Origin of the sequence: Prauserella oleivorans (assembly GCF_042685745.1) — a bacterium.
In the GTDB taxonomy this organism is placed as follows: Bacteria; Actinomycetota; Actinomycetes; order Mycobacteriales; family Pseudonocardiaceae; genus Prauserella_A; species Prauserella_A oleivorans.
Genome location: NZ_JBHUNT010000001.1, coordinates 4717634 through 4730690, shown reverse-complemented (window position 1 = coordinate 4730690; position 13057 = coordinate 4717634). Strand labels below are relative to the sequence as shown.

15 protein-coding genes and 2 tRNA genes are annotated in these 13057 nt (G+C 71.0%); 5 read left to right on the top strand and 12 right to left on the bottom strand.

What is annotated here, in order from left to right; genetic code table 11:
• Nucleotides 1-13: 13 nt before the first annotated feature.
• From eutC to ACFSZT_RS23240, 4 genes are read right to left on the bottom strand one after another with little or no spacing between them, the layout of a single operon-like run.
• Nucleotides 14-739, bottom strand: a complete 726-nt coding sequence (gene eutC, locus ACFSZT_RS23255; RefSeq protein WP_377384067.1) for an ethanolamine ammonia-lyase subunit EutC — start codon at nt 737-739, stop codon at nt 14-16.
• On the bottom strand, nt 736-2151 hold the full coding sequence (locus ACFSZT_RS23250) for an ethanolamine ammonia-lyase subunit EutB (protein ID WP_377384069.1): 1416 nt from the start codon (nt 2149-2151) through the stop codon (nt 736-738). The genes eutC and ACFSZT_RS23250 overlap by 4 nt, the downstream gene beginning before the upstream one ends.
• A gap of 59 nt (nt 2152-2210) precedes the next feature.
• Entirely contained in the window at nt 2211-3020 is an 810-nt protein-coding gene (locus ACFSZT_RS23245) for an MBL fold metallo-hydrolase (RefSeq protein ID WP_377384071.1), read from the bottom strand.
• Nucleotides 3013-3345, bottom strand: coding sequence for a hypothetical protein (locus ACFSZT_RS23240; protein WP_377384073.1), 333 nt, complete (start codon nt 3343-3345; stop codon nt 3013-3015). Before ACFSZT_RS23240 ends, ACFSZT_RS23245 begins: the two co-directional genes overlap by 8 nt.
• Before the next feature lie 61 nt (nt 3346-3406).
• On the opposite strand from ACFSZT_RS23240, the gene ACFSZT_RS23235 reads away from it, so the two are divergent.
• Nucleotides 3407-3880, top strand: a complete 474-nt coding sequence (locus ACFSZT_RS23235) for a ribose-5-phosphate isomerase (protein ID WP_377384075.1) — start codon at nt 3407-3409, stop codon at nt 3878-3880.
• A complete protein-coding gene (locus ACFSZT_RS23230) occupies nt 3880-4689 on the top strand; it encodes an Fpg/Nei family DNA glycosylase (RefSeq protein WP_377384078.1) in 810 nt (269 codons plus the stop codon). Before ACFSZT_RS23235 ends, ACFSZT_RS23230 begins: the two co-directional genes overlap by 1 nt.
• Nucleotides 4690-4699: 10 nt before the next feature.
• Here ACFSZT_RS23230 and ACFSZT_RS23225 read toward each other — a convergent pair whose 3' ends face one another.
• The gene (locus ACFSZT_RS23225) at nt 4700-5515 is read right to left on the bottom strand and encodes a hypothetical protein (RefSeq protein ID WP_377384080.1); all 816 of its coding nucleotides are present in this window, start codon (nt 5513-5515) and stop codon (nt 4700-4702) included.
• 71 nt (nt 5516-5586) lie between these two features.
• The gene (locus tag ACFSZT_RS23220) at nt 5587-6327 is read right to left on the bottom strand and encodes a C40 family peptidase (protein WP_377384083.1); all 741 of its coding nucleotides are present in this window, start codon (nt 6325-6327) and stop codon (nt 5587-5589) included.
• Between the two features lie 307 nt (nt 6328-6634).
• On the opposite strand from ACFSZT_RS23220, the gene ACFSZT_RS23215 reads away from it, so the two are divergent.
• A complete protein-coding gene (locus tag ACFSZT_RS23215; RefSeq protein WP_377384085.1) occupies nt 6635-7504 on the top strand; it encodes a TIGR03619 family F420-dependent LLM class oxidoreductase in 870 nt (289 codons plus the stop codon).
• A gap of 15 nt (nt 7505-7519) precedes the next feature.
• Nucleotides 7520-7966, top strand: coding sequence for a nuclear transport factor 2 family protein (locus ACFSZT_RS23210; protein ID WP_377384086.1), 447 nt, complete (start codon nt 7520-7522; stop codon nt 7964-7966).
• Nucleotides 7967-8334: 368 nt separating this feature from the next.
• Here ACFSZT_RS23210 and ACFSZT_RS23205 read toward each other — a convergent pair.
• Nucleotides 8335-8405: transfer RNA gene (locus ACFSZT_RS23205), tRNA-Gly, on the bottom strand.
• Nucleotides 8406-8483: 78 nt separating this feature from the next.
• Here ACFSZT_RS23205 and ACFSZT_RS23200 point away from each other — a divergent pair.
• Nucleotides 8484-8557 (top strand) — tRNA-Pro (locus ACFSZT_RS23200).
• 117 nt (nt 8558-8674) lie between these two features.
• Here ACFSZT_RS23200 and ACFSZT_RS23195 read toward each other — a convergent pair.
• From ACFSZT_RS23195 to ACFSZT_RS23175, 5 genes are all read right to left on the bottom strand, one after another.
• A complete protein-coding gene (locus tag ACFSZT_RS23195) occupies nt 8675-8932 on the bottom strand; it encodes a hypothetical protein (protein WP_377384088.1) in 258 nt (85 codons plus the stop codon).
• 211 nt (nt 8933-9143) lie between these two features.
• Nucleotides 9144-10352, bottom strand: a complete 1209-nt coding sequence (locus ACFSZT_RS23190) for a cysteine desulfurase-like protein (RefSeq protein WP_377384090.1) — start codon at nt 10350-10352, stop codon at nt 9144-9146.
• 21 nt (nt 10353-10373) lie between these two features.
• Entirely contained in the window at nt 10374-10961 is a 588-nt protein-coding gene (locus ACFSZT_RS23185) for a hypothetical protein (protein ID WP_377384092.1), read from the bottom strand.
• A 132-nt stretch (nt 10962-11093) separates the two neighbouring features.
• The gene (locus tag ACFSZT_RS23180; RefSeq protein ID WP_377384095.1) at nt 11094-12701 is read right to left on the bottom strand and encodes a solute symporter family protein; all 1608 of its coding nucleotides are present in this window, start codon (nt 12699-12701) and stop codon (nt 11094-11096) included.
• A complete protein-coding gene (locus ACFSZT_RS23175; RefSeq protein WP_377384098.1) occupies nt 12698-13036 on the bottom strand; it encodes a DUF485 domain-containing protein in 339 nt (112 codons plus the stop codon). The genes ACFSZT_RS23180 and ACFSZT_RS23175 overlap by 4 nt, the downstream gene beginning before the upstream one ends.
• Nucleotides 13037-13057: the final 21 nt, after the last annotated feature.

Below are 13057 nucleotides of genomic sequence, written 5' to 3'. Positions count from 1 at the left end.
TCCGCGAGCCGGTTCAGCCCGGCAGCAGGCCGCCGGTGTCCTTCAGTCGCACGCCCGTGGCCTCCAGGCGCCGGGCTCCCGCCATCAATCCCGCGAGCGTGCGCGCCGCGGCGGCGTGGTCGAGACCGTGCGGTGGGTGGATGTTCGAGACGCAGTTGCGCGCGGAGTCCTGGACGCCGGGCGCGGGCGCCCATGTCAGGTAGGCGCCGAGACTGTCGTGAGAGGACAGTCCAGGCCGTTCGCCGATGAGCACCAGCACCAGCCGCGCTCGCAGCGCGGCGCCGATGTGGTCGCCGAGCGCGACGCGCGCCTGAGTGGCGATCACGGGCGGCGCCACCGACGTGCCCGCATCGAGCTCCGGCAGCAGGGCCTCCAGGAGCGGGACGGCGTGCCGATGCACGGCTTCCGCGCTCAGCCCGTCGGCGAGCACCACCGCGAGGTCGACCGGTTCCTCGCGCGCCGGGGGCGGTGCCGCGGGCCTGCGGCCGAGGTCGGGTCTGCTCAGGTACGTGGCGCGGTCGGGGGCCGCCGAGGGCACGTGCACCGGTTCGCCCAGCCCGAGTCCGCGGAGCTCGTCGGTGAGGCGCTCGACGTCCAGCCGGCCGTGGACGGCGTCGCGGGCCAGCGCCAGCGCCTCGGCGGCCTCGAGAACGTGCCGGGTGCCGACCCCGTCGCCGGAGCGGGCGAGCCCGATGCGCGCCGGAGTGAGCGCACGCAGGGGTTCCCAGAACGTGCTCATGCGCTCGAACTCCCCGTCAGGGCACGCAGCGGGGACGCGGCCGGATCGAGCTCGCGGAGCCTGCCGGACCCGTCGAGCAGCCCCAGTCCGGCGAGCCACTCCTCGAATTCCGGTGCCGGCCGCTTGCCCGTCACGCGCCGCGTGGTCAGCACGTCGTGGAACGACGCGGACTGGTAACCGAGCATCACGTCATCCGCGCCCGGCACCGTGATCACGAACGTGCACCCCGCCGCCGCGAGCAGGAACAGCAGGTCGTCCATGTCGTCCTGGTCCGCCTCGGCGTGGGTGGTGTAGCAGACGTCCACGCCCATCGGCACGCCCAGCAGCTTGCCGCAGAAGTGGTCCTCGAGCCCGGCGCGGATGATCTGCTTGCCGTCGTAGAGGTACTCCGGCCCGATGAAGCCCACGACGGTGTTGACGATGAGCGGGTCGAAGGCGCGGGCGACGCCGTAGGCCCTGGCCTCCAGCGTCTGCTGGTCGACGGGCCGTCCGCCGGTGCCGAGATGACCGTCGGACGACAGCGCCGCGCCCTGACCGGTCTCGAAGTACATGACGTTGCCGCCCACCGTGCCACGGCCGAGTGCCCGGGCGGCGTCGTTCGCCTCGGCGAGCATCGTCAGCGTGACCCCGAAGCCCTCGTTGGCGCGCTGGGTGCCGGCGATCGACTGGAACGGCAGGTCCACCGGGGCGCCCCGGTCCATCAGCTCGAGCGTCGTGGTCACGTGCGTGAGGACGCTGGACTGCATCGGTATCTCGTAGCGCAGCCGGATGTCGTCGAGCAGGCGCAGCAGGTCGGCCACGGTGCGCGGGTTGTCGGAGGCGGGATTGACGCCGATCACGGCGTCGCCCGCGCCGAGCAACAGCCCGTCGAGTACGGCGCCCGCGATCCCGGTGGGGTCGTCGGTGGGGTGGTTGGGTTGCAACCGGGTGGCCAGCCTGCCGGGCAGGCCCAGCGTGGTGCGGAACGCCGTGACGACACTGGTCGCCGACGCCACCGAGACGAGGTCCTGGTTGCGCATCAGCTTCGAGACCGCGGCGACCATCTCCGGCGTCAGGCCCGGCGCGACGGCCGACAGCGTCGACGCGGCATCGGACTGGGTGGCCGTCTCCAGCAGCCACTCCCGCAGTGAACCGACCGTGTGGTGACGGATGGGCGCGAACGCCGCCTCGTCGTGCCGGTCCCAGATCAACCGGGTCACGTCGTCGGTTTCCGGCGGCACCACGGGTTCGGTGAGGAACGTCGTCAGCGGGACGTCCGCGAGCGCCCACTTCGCGGCGACCCGCTCGGCTTCGGATTCGGCGGCACAGCCGGCGAGCACGTCGCCGGAGCGGGCCGGGGTTGCTTTGGCGAGCAGCTCCACCAGGCCGTCGAAGACGTAGGTGTGGCCGCGAAGTGTCCGGGCGTACCGCAACGGTGCCTCCTCGTCGTGTGCCCTGAGGATAGAGCCGGCGTGTTACGGGCGGCAGTCGTTCAGGTGAGTGCGGCACGTGTGACGTCCGGCGCAAGCGGGGCGTCGCGCACCGCCGCGTCGGCGTCGAGCCGCCCGGACCGCACGGCCGCGCGCAGGCCCGCGAGCGTCGCCAGCGTCATGCGGGCCCACACGACGAACCCCCGGCCCACGGGCTCGCCGTGTCCGGGCACCACGACGTCCGGTGCCAGCGCGAGGAGCCGGTCGAGGGCGGCAGGCCAGGCCTCGAGGTGGGTGTCCGGGCCGAACGATTCGGCGGTGAACGAGCCGCCCGGCTCGTGTTCCACGAGATCGCCGGCGAACACCACACCCGCGTCGGGTACGTGGACGGCGAGGTCGTGGCCGGTGTGGGCAGGTCCGAGGTGGGTGAGCAGCACGCTGCGGCCGCCGAGGTCCAGGCGCGTGGACCCGGCGACCAGGCGGTCGGGGAGGACGATCGGCGACGCGGCGAGGTCGGCCGCGAGCCGCGCGTGGCCGTCCGCGCGGTAACGCGCCGCCCACTCGGCACGCTGGGCCTCGCCGTCGGTCGCGAGCGCGTCCCGGCACCCCGGGTGGGCCCACACCGGAGCGGGCCGGAATGCCGCGGTGCCGAAGCTGTGGTCGAAGTGCGCGTGGGTCAGCGCGACCGTCCACGGCAGACCGGTGAGCTCGCGGACGGCGGCGGCGAGCTCGGCCCCCTGGGCGGCCGATCCGCGCGTGTCGACCACCAGGCACCGGCGCGTGCCGACCACGAGCCCGACCGAGAGGTCGAGTTCCTCGTAACGCCGCACGTGTATCCCGTCGGCGAGCTGGATCCAGCGGCCGTCAGACATTCCGGTACGTCCCCTCGACCAGCCGTGGGGCAAGGGCGGACACGTTCACGGCGCCCGCCCGCTGCAGGACGCACGCCTCGCCGTGGGCCCGGAGTTCGCGTCCCGACACCGAGTCGGTGACCAGTGCCGGCACGTCCGTGCCCGCGGCCTCGACGGCGCGCGCCGCGAGCACCGCCTCCGGTGCCGGTGTGCCCGCCCGGCCATCGAACAGCGCCGCGACGACGGCGCCTGCCCCGAGGTGGTCCTCGACGCACGGTCGCAGCGGTCCGGTCGATCCCGGCCACTCCAGCCGGATGCCGTACCCGGTCTGTGCGAACACGCTCACGGCGCATCAGCATGCCGGGTGGGCGTGGTGCGCCGCCGCCGGGATGGCACACTGCCTGCCTGTGCGTGTGTATTTGGGATCCGATCATGCGGGCTTCGAGCTGAAGAATCACCTCGTCGCCCACCTCGAGAAGCAGGGCCACGACGTCACCGACGTCGGCCCGCACGTCTACGACGCGGCCGACGACTACCCGCCCTTCTGCATCGAGACGGCCCGCCGGGTCGTCGCCGACGAGGGCAGCCTCGGCATCGTGATCGGAGGCTCCGGCAACGGCGAGCAGATCGCCGCGAACAAGGTCCCGGGTGCGCGGGCCGGCCTGGCGTGGAGCGTCGAGACGGCGAAGCTCACCCGGCAGCACAACCACGCCCAGCTGATCGGCGTCGGCGCGCGGATGCACAGCCTCGAGGAGGCCACCGAGATCGTCGAGGCGTTCCTGGCCACGCCCGTCGACCCGGACGCCCGCCACGTGCGCCGCGTGGAGCAGGTCATGGACTTCGAGCGCACCGGGAAGGCCCCGGAGCTTCCGGAGGCCTGATGCCCGAGGGGCACACCCTGCACCGGCTCGCCCGGCTGCACCAGCGGCGCTACGCGGGTGCGCCGGTGCGGGTGTCCAGCCCGCAAGGCCGGTTCGCGGCCGAGGCGGCGCGCCTGGACGGGGTGCCAATGGTGCGTGCCGAGGCCTACGGCAAACATCTCTTCCACCACTATGGGCCCGTGGGCACCGTGCATGTCCACCTGGGCCTCTACGGCACGTTCACCGAGGCCGTCCTGCCCGAGACGCCGCCGGTCGGTCAGGTCCGGATGCGGCTGGTCGGCCGGACCCACTGGACCGACCTGCGCGGTCCCACCCGGTGCGAGCTGCTGACCGAGCCGGAGGCCGAGGCGATCAAGGCCCGGCTCGGTCCCGACCCGCTGCGCCGCGACGCCCGCCCCGACCAGGCGTGGGAACGCATCTCGCGCTCGCGGACCTCCCTCGCGGCGTTGCTGATGGACCAGTCGGTGCTCGCGGGCGTCGGCAACGTGTACCGCGCCGAGGTGCTCTTCCGGCACGGCGTGGCGCCGATGCTGCCCGGACGCTCACTCGACGAGGCGCTGTGGAAGGACATCTGGGCCGACCTGGTGACGCTCATGCGGGCGGGTGTGCGCACAGGGCGAATCGACACCGTCGCCGACGAGCACCTGCCCGGGGTCACCGGCCGTGCGCCTCGCCAGGATCGCCACGGCGGTGAGGTGTACGTCTACCGTCGCGCCGGCCAGCCGTGCCTGGTGTGCGGGACGCCGGTCGCGCATACGGAACTGGCAGGCCGGAACCTGTACTGGTGCCCGACCTGCCAGCCCGCGTGAGTCGTCGGCGTCAGAAGCCTCCGAAGTCACCACCGAAGTCGCCGAAGCCGCCGCCGAAGTCGCCCCCGCCGAAGTCACCGCCACCGACATCGCCGCCGCCGTCGCCGAAGTCGCCACCGGCGTCGCCGCCGTCACCGGCATCTCCGCCTTCGCCGCCTTCACCCATGGCGTCCTCCTGCCCGGCGTCATACCCCTGCTCCCAGGCGGAGGCGCTGGCGATCCCGGCCATCCCGGAGAACATGGCGCTGAACAGCATCATCGAGCCGAGACCCCACGCGCCCGCGACCAGGGCGGGCTTCCACCACGGCTCGCTGTACCAGCCACGCGGCACCGGCCGTCCGGCCACGCGGCCACCGGGGTAGTAGTGCGGCGTGTTGGCGCCCGGCTCCGGCGACGCCTCGTAGTGGTGTCCCTCGACGTCCACGGCGCGGTGTTCGGTCACCTTGCCGGCCTGTTCCCGCTCGCGGTCCGCGGGCAGCTCGGGGCCCGGGTCCAGGCCCATCGCCTCCCGCGCGGCGCGCACGTAGTAGAGCCCTTCCAGTGCCGTCTCCTTGACGAGCTTCGCCTGCTCGACGGTCTGGGCCTGCTCCATCTGAGAGCCCGCGGCGTTGTACCGCTCGGACGCGTCGGCCAGCGCCTGCTGGGACGCGGTGTCGGTGCCGGTGAGGTTCAGCACCTGGCCGCCCAGCCGCTCCAGCCAGCGGCGGGCTTCCGCCTTGGCGTCCTCGAGCTGGTTGCGTTTCGCCTGCTGCTGGGATCGCACAAGGTAGAAGCCGCCGCCGACGATGATCAGAAGGAGCACGACCAGCACGATCGCGGTACCCATGGGTCACTCCCCGGTTGTGTCGTTCCTTGAACCGGACAACGCGGACACTACCCGGCGAGTTCCCGAGATGGTTACCAGGCGCGGCCGACGTAGTACGAGCTCGTGTAGATGTCCTGCTTGCGGACCACGTCGCCGGACTCCGGTGCCGCCCAGATCTGGTTGCCGCCCGCGTAGATGCCGACGTGGTACACGCTGCCGCCGTCGTGGAAGAACACGAGGTCGCCCGGCACCTTGTCGCCCTGGGCGATCTTCCGCACCGCCGCGTACTGGTCGCCGGACGTCCGCGGGAGGTCGATGCCGACCTGCTTGTGCACGTACTGGGTCAGCCCGGAGCAGTCGAAGCTGGACGGGCCCGAGGCGCCGTAGGAGTACGGCTTGCCCGCCTGTGCGGCGGCCGTGTCGACGATGCGCTGGTTGATCGGTTGCTGCGCCTGGACGTCTTGTGCCCGCGAGAGCGACGGATCGTGGATCTGGTCGCCGCGGTAGTGGAACCGCCACTGGGAGGTCTTCTCGACGGTGGTGGGGATCGAGACGGCGCCCTGCTCGTCGGTGGTCGCCGATCCCGCGACCTGCCACGGGCCCTCGCCGGACCGCCACTCCAGGTCCACGGGCTCGCCCGGAAGAGGCCGGTCGTTCATGCCCGTGAGCGTGCCGCTGAACGTGACCTGGCTGCCCCGGGCGACCGTGCCGGGGGCCTGGTCGAGGGACTGCTCGGTGGGGATGAGAGCCGAGGAGGTCCCGGCGAGTCCCAGCAGGGCGCTACCACTGACGAAGCCGACCACGGCAGTTCGTTTCCACGGTGTCGTGAGCACGCTTTTCCTCCAACAGGTATTCGTTCACGGAATGTGCTCCCCCGACTACCGGCGCGATTTCCTCGCGTCCGGCAACGAAACGGTAAACACGGAAAGCCGCTGGTTGGCGACCCCCGTGTCACCGAAACCGGTGATGTGGTCAACAATTTGGAATTCGATGTTTAAACCGAACCGCCGCGCGAGCTGGGTGCAGTCCGGAGAAATGTGGAATACGAAACAGGTGCTTTAGTGATCCAGATCACAGTTCCGCTCGTGGTCTCGATCACCGGGTGGCGGCCAAAACTAGAACACGTTATAGTTCTGCCGCATGAGGTTCACACTGTCGGTGGCCCTGAGTCCCCTTGACCAACTGGCGGAGCTGGCCGTGACGGCCGAGGAGTGCGGTTTCTCGGCGATCGCGCTGCCGGACTCGCTGTTCTACTCGGAGCAGGTTTCCGCGGACTATCCGTACACCCCCGACGGCAGCCGCTTCTGGGACGAGGAGACACCCTGGGTGGACCCGCTCGTCGCGTCGGCGGCCATGGGTGCGGTCACCAGCCGGATCCGCTTTTACACGTCGGTGCTCAAGCTCGGCTCCCGCAACCCCGTGCTGCTGGCCAGACAGGTCGGGTCGGTCGCCAACCTGACGAACAACCGGTTCGGCCTCGGCCTCGGCGTCGGCTGGGCACCTGAGGAGTTCGCCTGGTGCGGAGCGCCCTACGAGCGCCGCGGCAAGCGCGTCGACGAGGCCATCGACGTCCTCCGGCTGATCCTCGGCGGCGGCATGGTGGAGTACCACGGCGAGTTCTTCGACTTCGGCAAGCTGCGGATGAGCCCGGCGCCCACCGAGCCGGTGCCGTTCTACGTGGGCGGGCACACCGAGGCCGCCCTGCGCCGCGCGGCCCGCGTGGGGGATGGCTGGGCCTCGGCGATGATGAAGTTCGACGACCTGCGCGACACCATCCAGCGGCTGCACCGGCTCCGGGCGGAGTACGGCCGCGCCGACGTGCCGTTCGAGATCCAGGCCGTCTGCATCGACCGGTTCGGCCTCGACGGCTACCGGCAGCAGGCCGAGGCCGGCGTCACCGACGTCATCACGGTGCCGTGGACGTTCGACGGACTCGGTTTCGATGCGCCGCTGGAGCGGAAGAAGGACTCGATCAAGAAGTTCGCCGCCGAGATCATCGAGCAGTTCTAGACCGGGGAGGCGATCGTGAGCGTGACCGTGTGCTGGGACACCGAGACCGGCCAGCCGCCGGCGCGGGTGGCCGCGTGGAAGTCGATGACCGCCGTGGTGGCCGGGGACAAGCAGCGGTGGCTGGCGCTGTTCGACCCGGCCGCCGTCGTCGAGGACCCCGTCGGGCCCTCCCTGTTCGACGAGGAGGGCAAGGGGCACCGCGGAAGGGACGGCATCTCGGCGTTCTGGGACAAGGCGATCGCGGGTGTCGAGCGGTTCGAGTTCGTCATCCGGGACTCCCATGCCGCCGGCGACGAGGTCGCCAATGTCGGCACGATCACGAGTTTCCTGCCGGGTGGCTATCGCGTCGACACCGACGGCGTCTTCGTCTACCGCGTCGGGGAGGACGGGCTGATCCTGTCGATGCGGGCGTTCTGGGAGACGGAGCGAGCCTTCGCGACGACGCGGAAGGTGTCCACGTAAACACGGGCGCACACGCGTAAGGCTCACGTTTCGCGCGGGCGTGCCGTGTCGTCGCGCGCGGAAAGCCGCGGTGACGATGGCGCATGCACGTCAGCCCGCTGGGCACAGATCGTTACCTGTCCTCGTGGTGGGGCTGGCTGCCCGACTCGGGCGGCCACGCGACCCACTGGGTCCCACCGGCTCGGGAGCGCCTGACCGCAGCCGGCCTGCGGTCCGCGTGCGGCCGCCGCTGTGTGCCGCTGGACCGCACACACCACTGGAGCAAGCGGCCACGCTGCGGGACCTGTCTCGGCCAGCTGGGGCACCAACAGTAAAAGCGGCGGTCCCGGTCGGGGCCGCCGCTTGTTGACCTGGGGTTTCGTGCTCGGAGCGGGCGACGGGAATCGAACCCGCACCACCAGTTTGGAAGACTGGGGCTCTACCATTGAGCTACGCCCGCATGCGACCGGTGACCAGCCGCATCGGTAGTCTAGCGGCACACGCTAAGGTGGCTGCACACCACCCTGGCGTGGTGGATCGGGGTGTGGCGCAGCTTGGTAGCGCATTCGCTTTGGGAGCGAAGGGTCGCAGGTTCAAATCCTGTCACCCCGACTTGGTGGTCCTGACCAGCGGCCTCGCGGGATGTCCTCCGTGGCCGTGGTCTGCGCCTCTTCAAGAGCCGTCGGGTTGATGCTGTCGGCGTCATCCTGGGCGAGCGTTTTGTTCCCCTCAGCCTGACGTCTCGCGGTGGATGCGTGCGTTGATCAGTCGACCGAGGTCGGCCTGCGTGAACATCCTGTCCCCGGCGCCGTGCAGCTTTGGCGGCTCACCGGTCGGCGGAGTGGCCGGGGGCCGGCCGGTGCCGGGCGGGGTGGTCTGCCCGGTCGGGTCGGGGCCGGTGGCCGGGGTTGCCACGGCCGGGGACTGCTCGTTCTGCCCACTGGCGGCGGTCCCTTCGGCGGTGCTGGTGTGTCCTGGGGAGATCATGCACGCGAGCGTCGCCGCACCGTGTCACCCTGCTCGGCCGAGCAGTGTACGTGGCCGACGACAAGCGGCAGCGGCCCCCACCGAGGAGGACCGCCGCCGTCTGCGCCCAGTCACGCCGATACGGAGCGCCGACGCGGCGTGGGCGAGTCTTGTGCGGGTGTCCCGTACGAGTCCGGTTCGCGACGATGGCCCTCCGCCCGGCCCTGTACGCTCACGCGCCCGCCACCCGTGCCACCTCCGTGACGAGCGTGTCCACTTCGGACCCGGTGGTGTACGGTGCGATGCCGGCCCGGACCGCGCCGGTGTCGCCGAGCCCCAGCGTGCGCGAGCACTCCAGCGCGTAGAACGTCCCCGCCGGGGCATTGACGCCGCGCTCGGCCAGCTTCGTGTACACCGTCGCGGGGGACACGCCATCCACGGTGAACAGCACGGTCGGCGTCCGGTGCCGTGTGCGCGCGCCGTACAGCCGTACCCCCGCGATCGCGGCCAGGCCGTCCTCGAGCCGGGTGGCGAGCGCGTCCTCGTGCAGCTCGACCGCCCGCAGCGATGTCGCCAGCCGCTCGCGCCGGGAGCCGTCGCCGGGCACCAGGTTCGCGAGGAAGTCGACCGCCGCCGTCGTGCCGGCGAGCAGTTCGTAGGGCAGCGTGCCGAGCTCGAACCGCTCCGGCACCGCGTCGGTGGAGGGCAGCAGCTTGTCCGGGCGCAGCGTCTCCAGCAGCTCCGGGCGCGCCGCCACGAACCCGAGATGCGGGCCGAAGAACTTGTACGGCGAGCACGCGTAGAAGTCGGCGCCCAGGGCGGTGACGTCGACGAGCGTGTGCGGGGTGAGGTGGACGCCGTCGACGTAGGTCAGCGCGCCCGCCTCGTGGGCGCGGGCGGTGATCTCGGCGACCGCGGGCCGCGTGCCGAGGAGGTTCGACGCCGCCGTCACCGCGACCACCCGGGTCCGCTCGGACAGCAAATCCGTCACGGCCGCCACGTCGAGCTCACCGGTCTCCGGGTGGAAGCCGGCGACGCGCACCGTGACGTCCCGGGCCCGGGCCGCCTGCACCCACGGGCGGATGTTGGCGTCGTGGTCGAGGCTGGTCACGATCACCTCGTCGCCGGGCTGCCAGTCCTTGGCCAGCGTGCGCGAGAAGTCGTAGGTCAGCTGGGTTATGCTGCGCCCGAACACGATCCCGCCCGGCAGGCCGCCGACCAGATCGGCCGCGGCCCGCCGGGCGTCGAGCACCACACGGTCGGCCCGGCGTTCCGCCGCGGTCACCGTGCCGCGGTTGGCGATGGCCGAGCACAGCGTCCGTGCCACCGCCTCACCGACGGCCTCGGGCACTTGTGAGCCACCCGGGCCGTCGAAATGCGCCGCGCCCTCACGCAGCGCCGGGAAGTGTTTGCGGACCTCGTCGACGTCGTAACCGGCCATGCGGTCGAGTATGGCCGAAGATCAGACCCCCGGCTGCCGCCTCGGGACGGTCTCGGGGCCGGGCCCCTGTTCGCTGTCGGGCCGCACCAGCTGGTCGAACACCGTGCGGAACCCGACCATGGCCTCGCGCAGGTCCTCGGTCGAGGCCTGGCCGAGCCGGTGCCGCTCCACGATGTCGTGAGCGGCGCGATAGTGGCCCATGGTCTCGGCGTGGGTCACCGACAGCGCCGAGGCCTGCCGCTCCCGGCTGTCGGTCGGGTAACCGCGGTCGGCCATCAGACCGGTGAGCAGCCGGTCGGCGTCCACGACGGCGTCGGCGGGCCGGTCGACGAACTGCTGCTGGATCAGGTTCCAGCTCTGCGTGTAGCGCTCCCGCGCGTCGGCCGAGAGCGGCCGCAGTGTCAGGTCGCCGTGTTCGGCCTCGCGCCGCTCCAGCTCCCGCTCGGCGTCCCGGGTGCTCGACCGGGACTGGACCTCCCGGTCGTACTCCGGTCCGAAGCGCTCGCGCAGGTGCCGGCGGCGTGCCTGCCTGCGGACCACCAGGGCGACGGCGACCGCGAGCACGATGACGACCACCGCGATGATGGCGATGATGGCTTCGGTGGGCATTCGGGCCTCCTCAGGTCACGCGAACGAGTTACCTCGGACGCCATGTCCGAAACCTCCCGTTGCGCCGCCCTCACGACACACCGAGGGCCACCCGGCGCGTGGCCGGGTGGCCCTCGAGGAGACGTGTCGGCCTCAGTGCGCGGTCGCCTTCTCGGCGCCTGCGCCGGTGAGGGCACGCACCTCCATCTCCTTGTGCTTGTCCTCCAGGTGCTCCTTCGACAGCATCGTGCCTATCCAGCCCAGCAGGAACGACGCCGGGATCGACACCAGACCCGGGTTCTCCAGCGGGAACCAGCTGAAGTCGGCACCGGTGATCATCGAGTCCTCCGTGCCCGACACGGCGGGGGAGAAGACGATGAGCACGATGGTCACCGTCAGGCCGCCGTAGATGGACCACAGCGCGCCGGAGGTGTTGAACCGCTTCCAGAACAGCGAGTACAGGATGGTCGGCAGGTTCGCCGAGGCCGCCACGGCGAACGCCAGCGCCACCAGGAAGGCCACGTTCTGGTCCTTGGCCAGGATGCCGCCCGCGATGGCGATCGCACCGATCACGCACGCGGTGATCCGCGCGACCCGCACCTCGGTGTCCTTGCTGTCCACCTGGCCCTTCTTGATGACGTTGGCGTAGACGTCATGGGCGAACGACGCCGAGGCCGTGATCGTCAGGCCCGCCACCACCGCGAGAATCGTCGCGAACGCGACGGCCGCGATGAAGCCGAGCAGCACCGGCCCGCCGAGCGCCTCCGCGAGCAGTGGCGCCGCCGAGTTCTCGCCGCCCGGCGCGTTGCTGATGGTGTCGGAGCCGACGATCGCCGCCGCGCCGTAGCCCAGCACCAGGGTGAACAGGTAGAACAGTCCGATCAGGACGATGGCCCACACCACGGACTTGCGGGCCTCCTTCGCCGTCGGCACCGTGTAGAACCGCATCAGCACGTGCGGCAGGCCCGCGGTGCCGAGCACCAGTGCGATACCCAGCGACAGGAAGTCGAGCTTGGTGGTGCCGCTCTCGCCGTACTGCAGGCCGGGGTTGAGGACGGCCTCGCCGTCACCGGACCGCTCGGCGGCCGAACCGAGCAGCGAGGACAGGTTCAGTCCGTACTTGCCCAGCACCCACACCGTCATCGCGAACGCACCCGCGATGAGCAGTGCCGCCTTGATGATCTGCACCCAGGTGGTGCCCTTCATGCCGCCGACGAGCACGTAGGTGATCATCACGACACCAACGATGGCGATCACGAGAGCCTGCCCGGCGTCGGCCTCGATCCCGAGCAGCAGGGACACCAGCCCGCCCGCGCCGGCCATCTGCGCGAGCAGGTAGAAGAACGACACGGCCAGTGTCGACGTCGCCGCCGCGGCGCGCACCGGACGTTGCCGCATCCGGAAGGCGAGCACGTCGCCCATCGTGAACTTGCCGGTGTTGCGCAGCAGCTCCGCCACCAGCAGCAGGGCCACCAGCCAGGCCACGAGGAACCCGATCGAGTACAGGAAGCCGTCGTAGCCGTAGACGGCGATGGCGCCGGCGATGCCGAGGAACGACGCCGCCGACAGGTAGTCGCCGGAAATGGCGGTGCCGTTCTGCGGGCCGGAGAACGACCGGCCTGCCGCGTAGTAGTCCGACGCGGTCTTGGTGTTGCGCGACGCCCGGAAGACGATCACCAGCGTCACGAGGACGAACAGTCCGAAGATGCTGATGTTGAGCGCCGGGCTGCCGCCCTCGACGCCCTGGGCCAGCGTGCTCATCGGTGGCCTCCCTCCATCTCCTCCCGGATCTTGTCCGCGATGGGGTCGAGCTTGCGGTTGGCGTACCGCACGTACAGGCCCGTGATCACGAACGTCGACACGAACTGCAACAGGCCGAAGATGAGGCCGATGTTGATGTTGCCCACGACCTTGGTGGACATGAAGCCGTGCGCGTAGTCCGCCAGCACCACGTACAGCAGGTACCAGGCGAGGAACAGCACGGTCATCGGGAAGACGAAGATCCGCAGCCGCCTGCGCAGGCGCTGGAATTCCTCACTGGAGTGGACCTCGGCCCACGTGGTCGCCCCAGGCTGCTGAGGCTCGGTGGTACTCACGGTGACCTCCTCGTCACAGGC

Bases quoted from the DNA above. Each gene is read 5' to 3' on its own strand.
- eutC (WP_377384067.1), bottom strand. From the start codon at position 739: ATGAGCACGTTCTGGGAACCCCTGCGTGCGCTCACTCCGGCGCGCATC.
- ACFSZT_RS23245 (WP_377384071.1), bottom strand. From the start codon at position 3,020: ATGTCTGACGGCCGCTGGATCCAGCTCGCCGACGGGATACACGTGCGG.
- ACFSZT_RS23230 (WP_377384078.1), top strand. From the start codon at position 3,880: ATGCCCGAGGGGCACACCCTGCACCGGCTCGCCCGGCTGCACCAGCGG.
- ACFSZT_RS23225 (WP_377384080.1), bottom strand. From the start codon at position 5,515: ATGGGTACCGCGATCGTGCTGGTCGTGCTCCTTCTGATCATCGTCGGC.
- ACFSZT_RS23215 (WP_377384085.1), top strand. From the start codon at position 6,635: ATGAGGTTCACACTGTCGGTGGCCCTGAGTCCCCTTGACCAACTGGCG.
- ACFSZT_RS23195 (WP_377384088.1), bottom strand. From the start codon at position 8,932: ATGATCTCCCCAGGACACACCAGCACCGCCGAAGGGACCGCCGCCAGT.
- ACFSZT_RS23190 (WP_377384090.1), bottom strand. From the start codon at position 10,352: ATGGCCGGTTACGACGTCGACGAGGTCCGCAAACACTTCCCGGCGCTG.
- ACFSZT_RS23185 (WP_377384092.1), bottom strand. From the start codon at position 10,961: ATGCCCACCGAAGCCATCATCGCCATCATCGCGGTGGTCGTCATCGTG.
- ACFSZT_RS23180 (WP_377384095.1), bottom strand. From the start codon at position 12,701: ATGAGCACGCTGGCCCAGGGCGTCGAGGGCGGCAGCCCGGCGCTCAAC.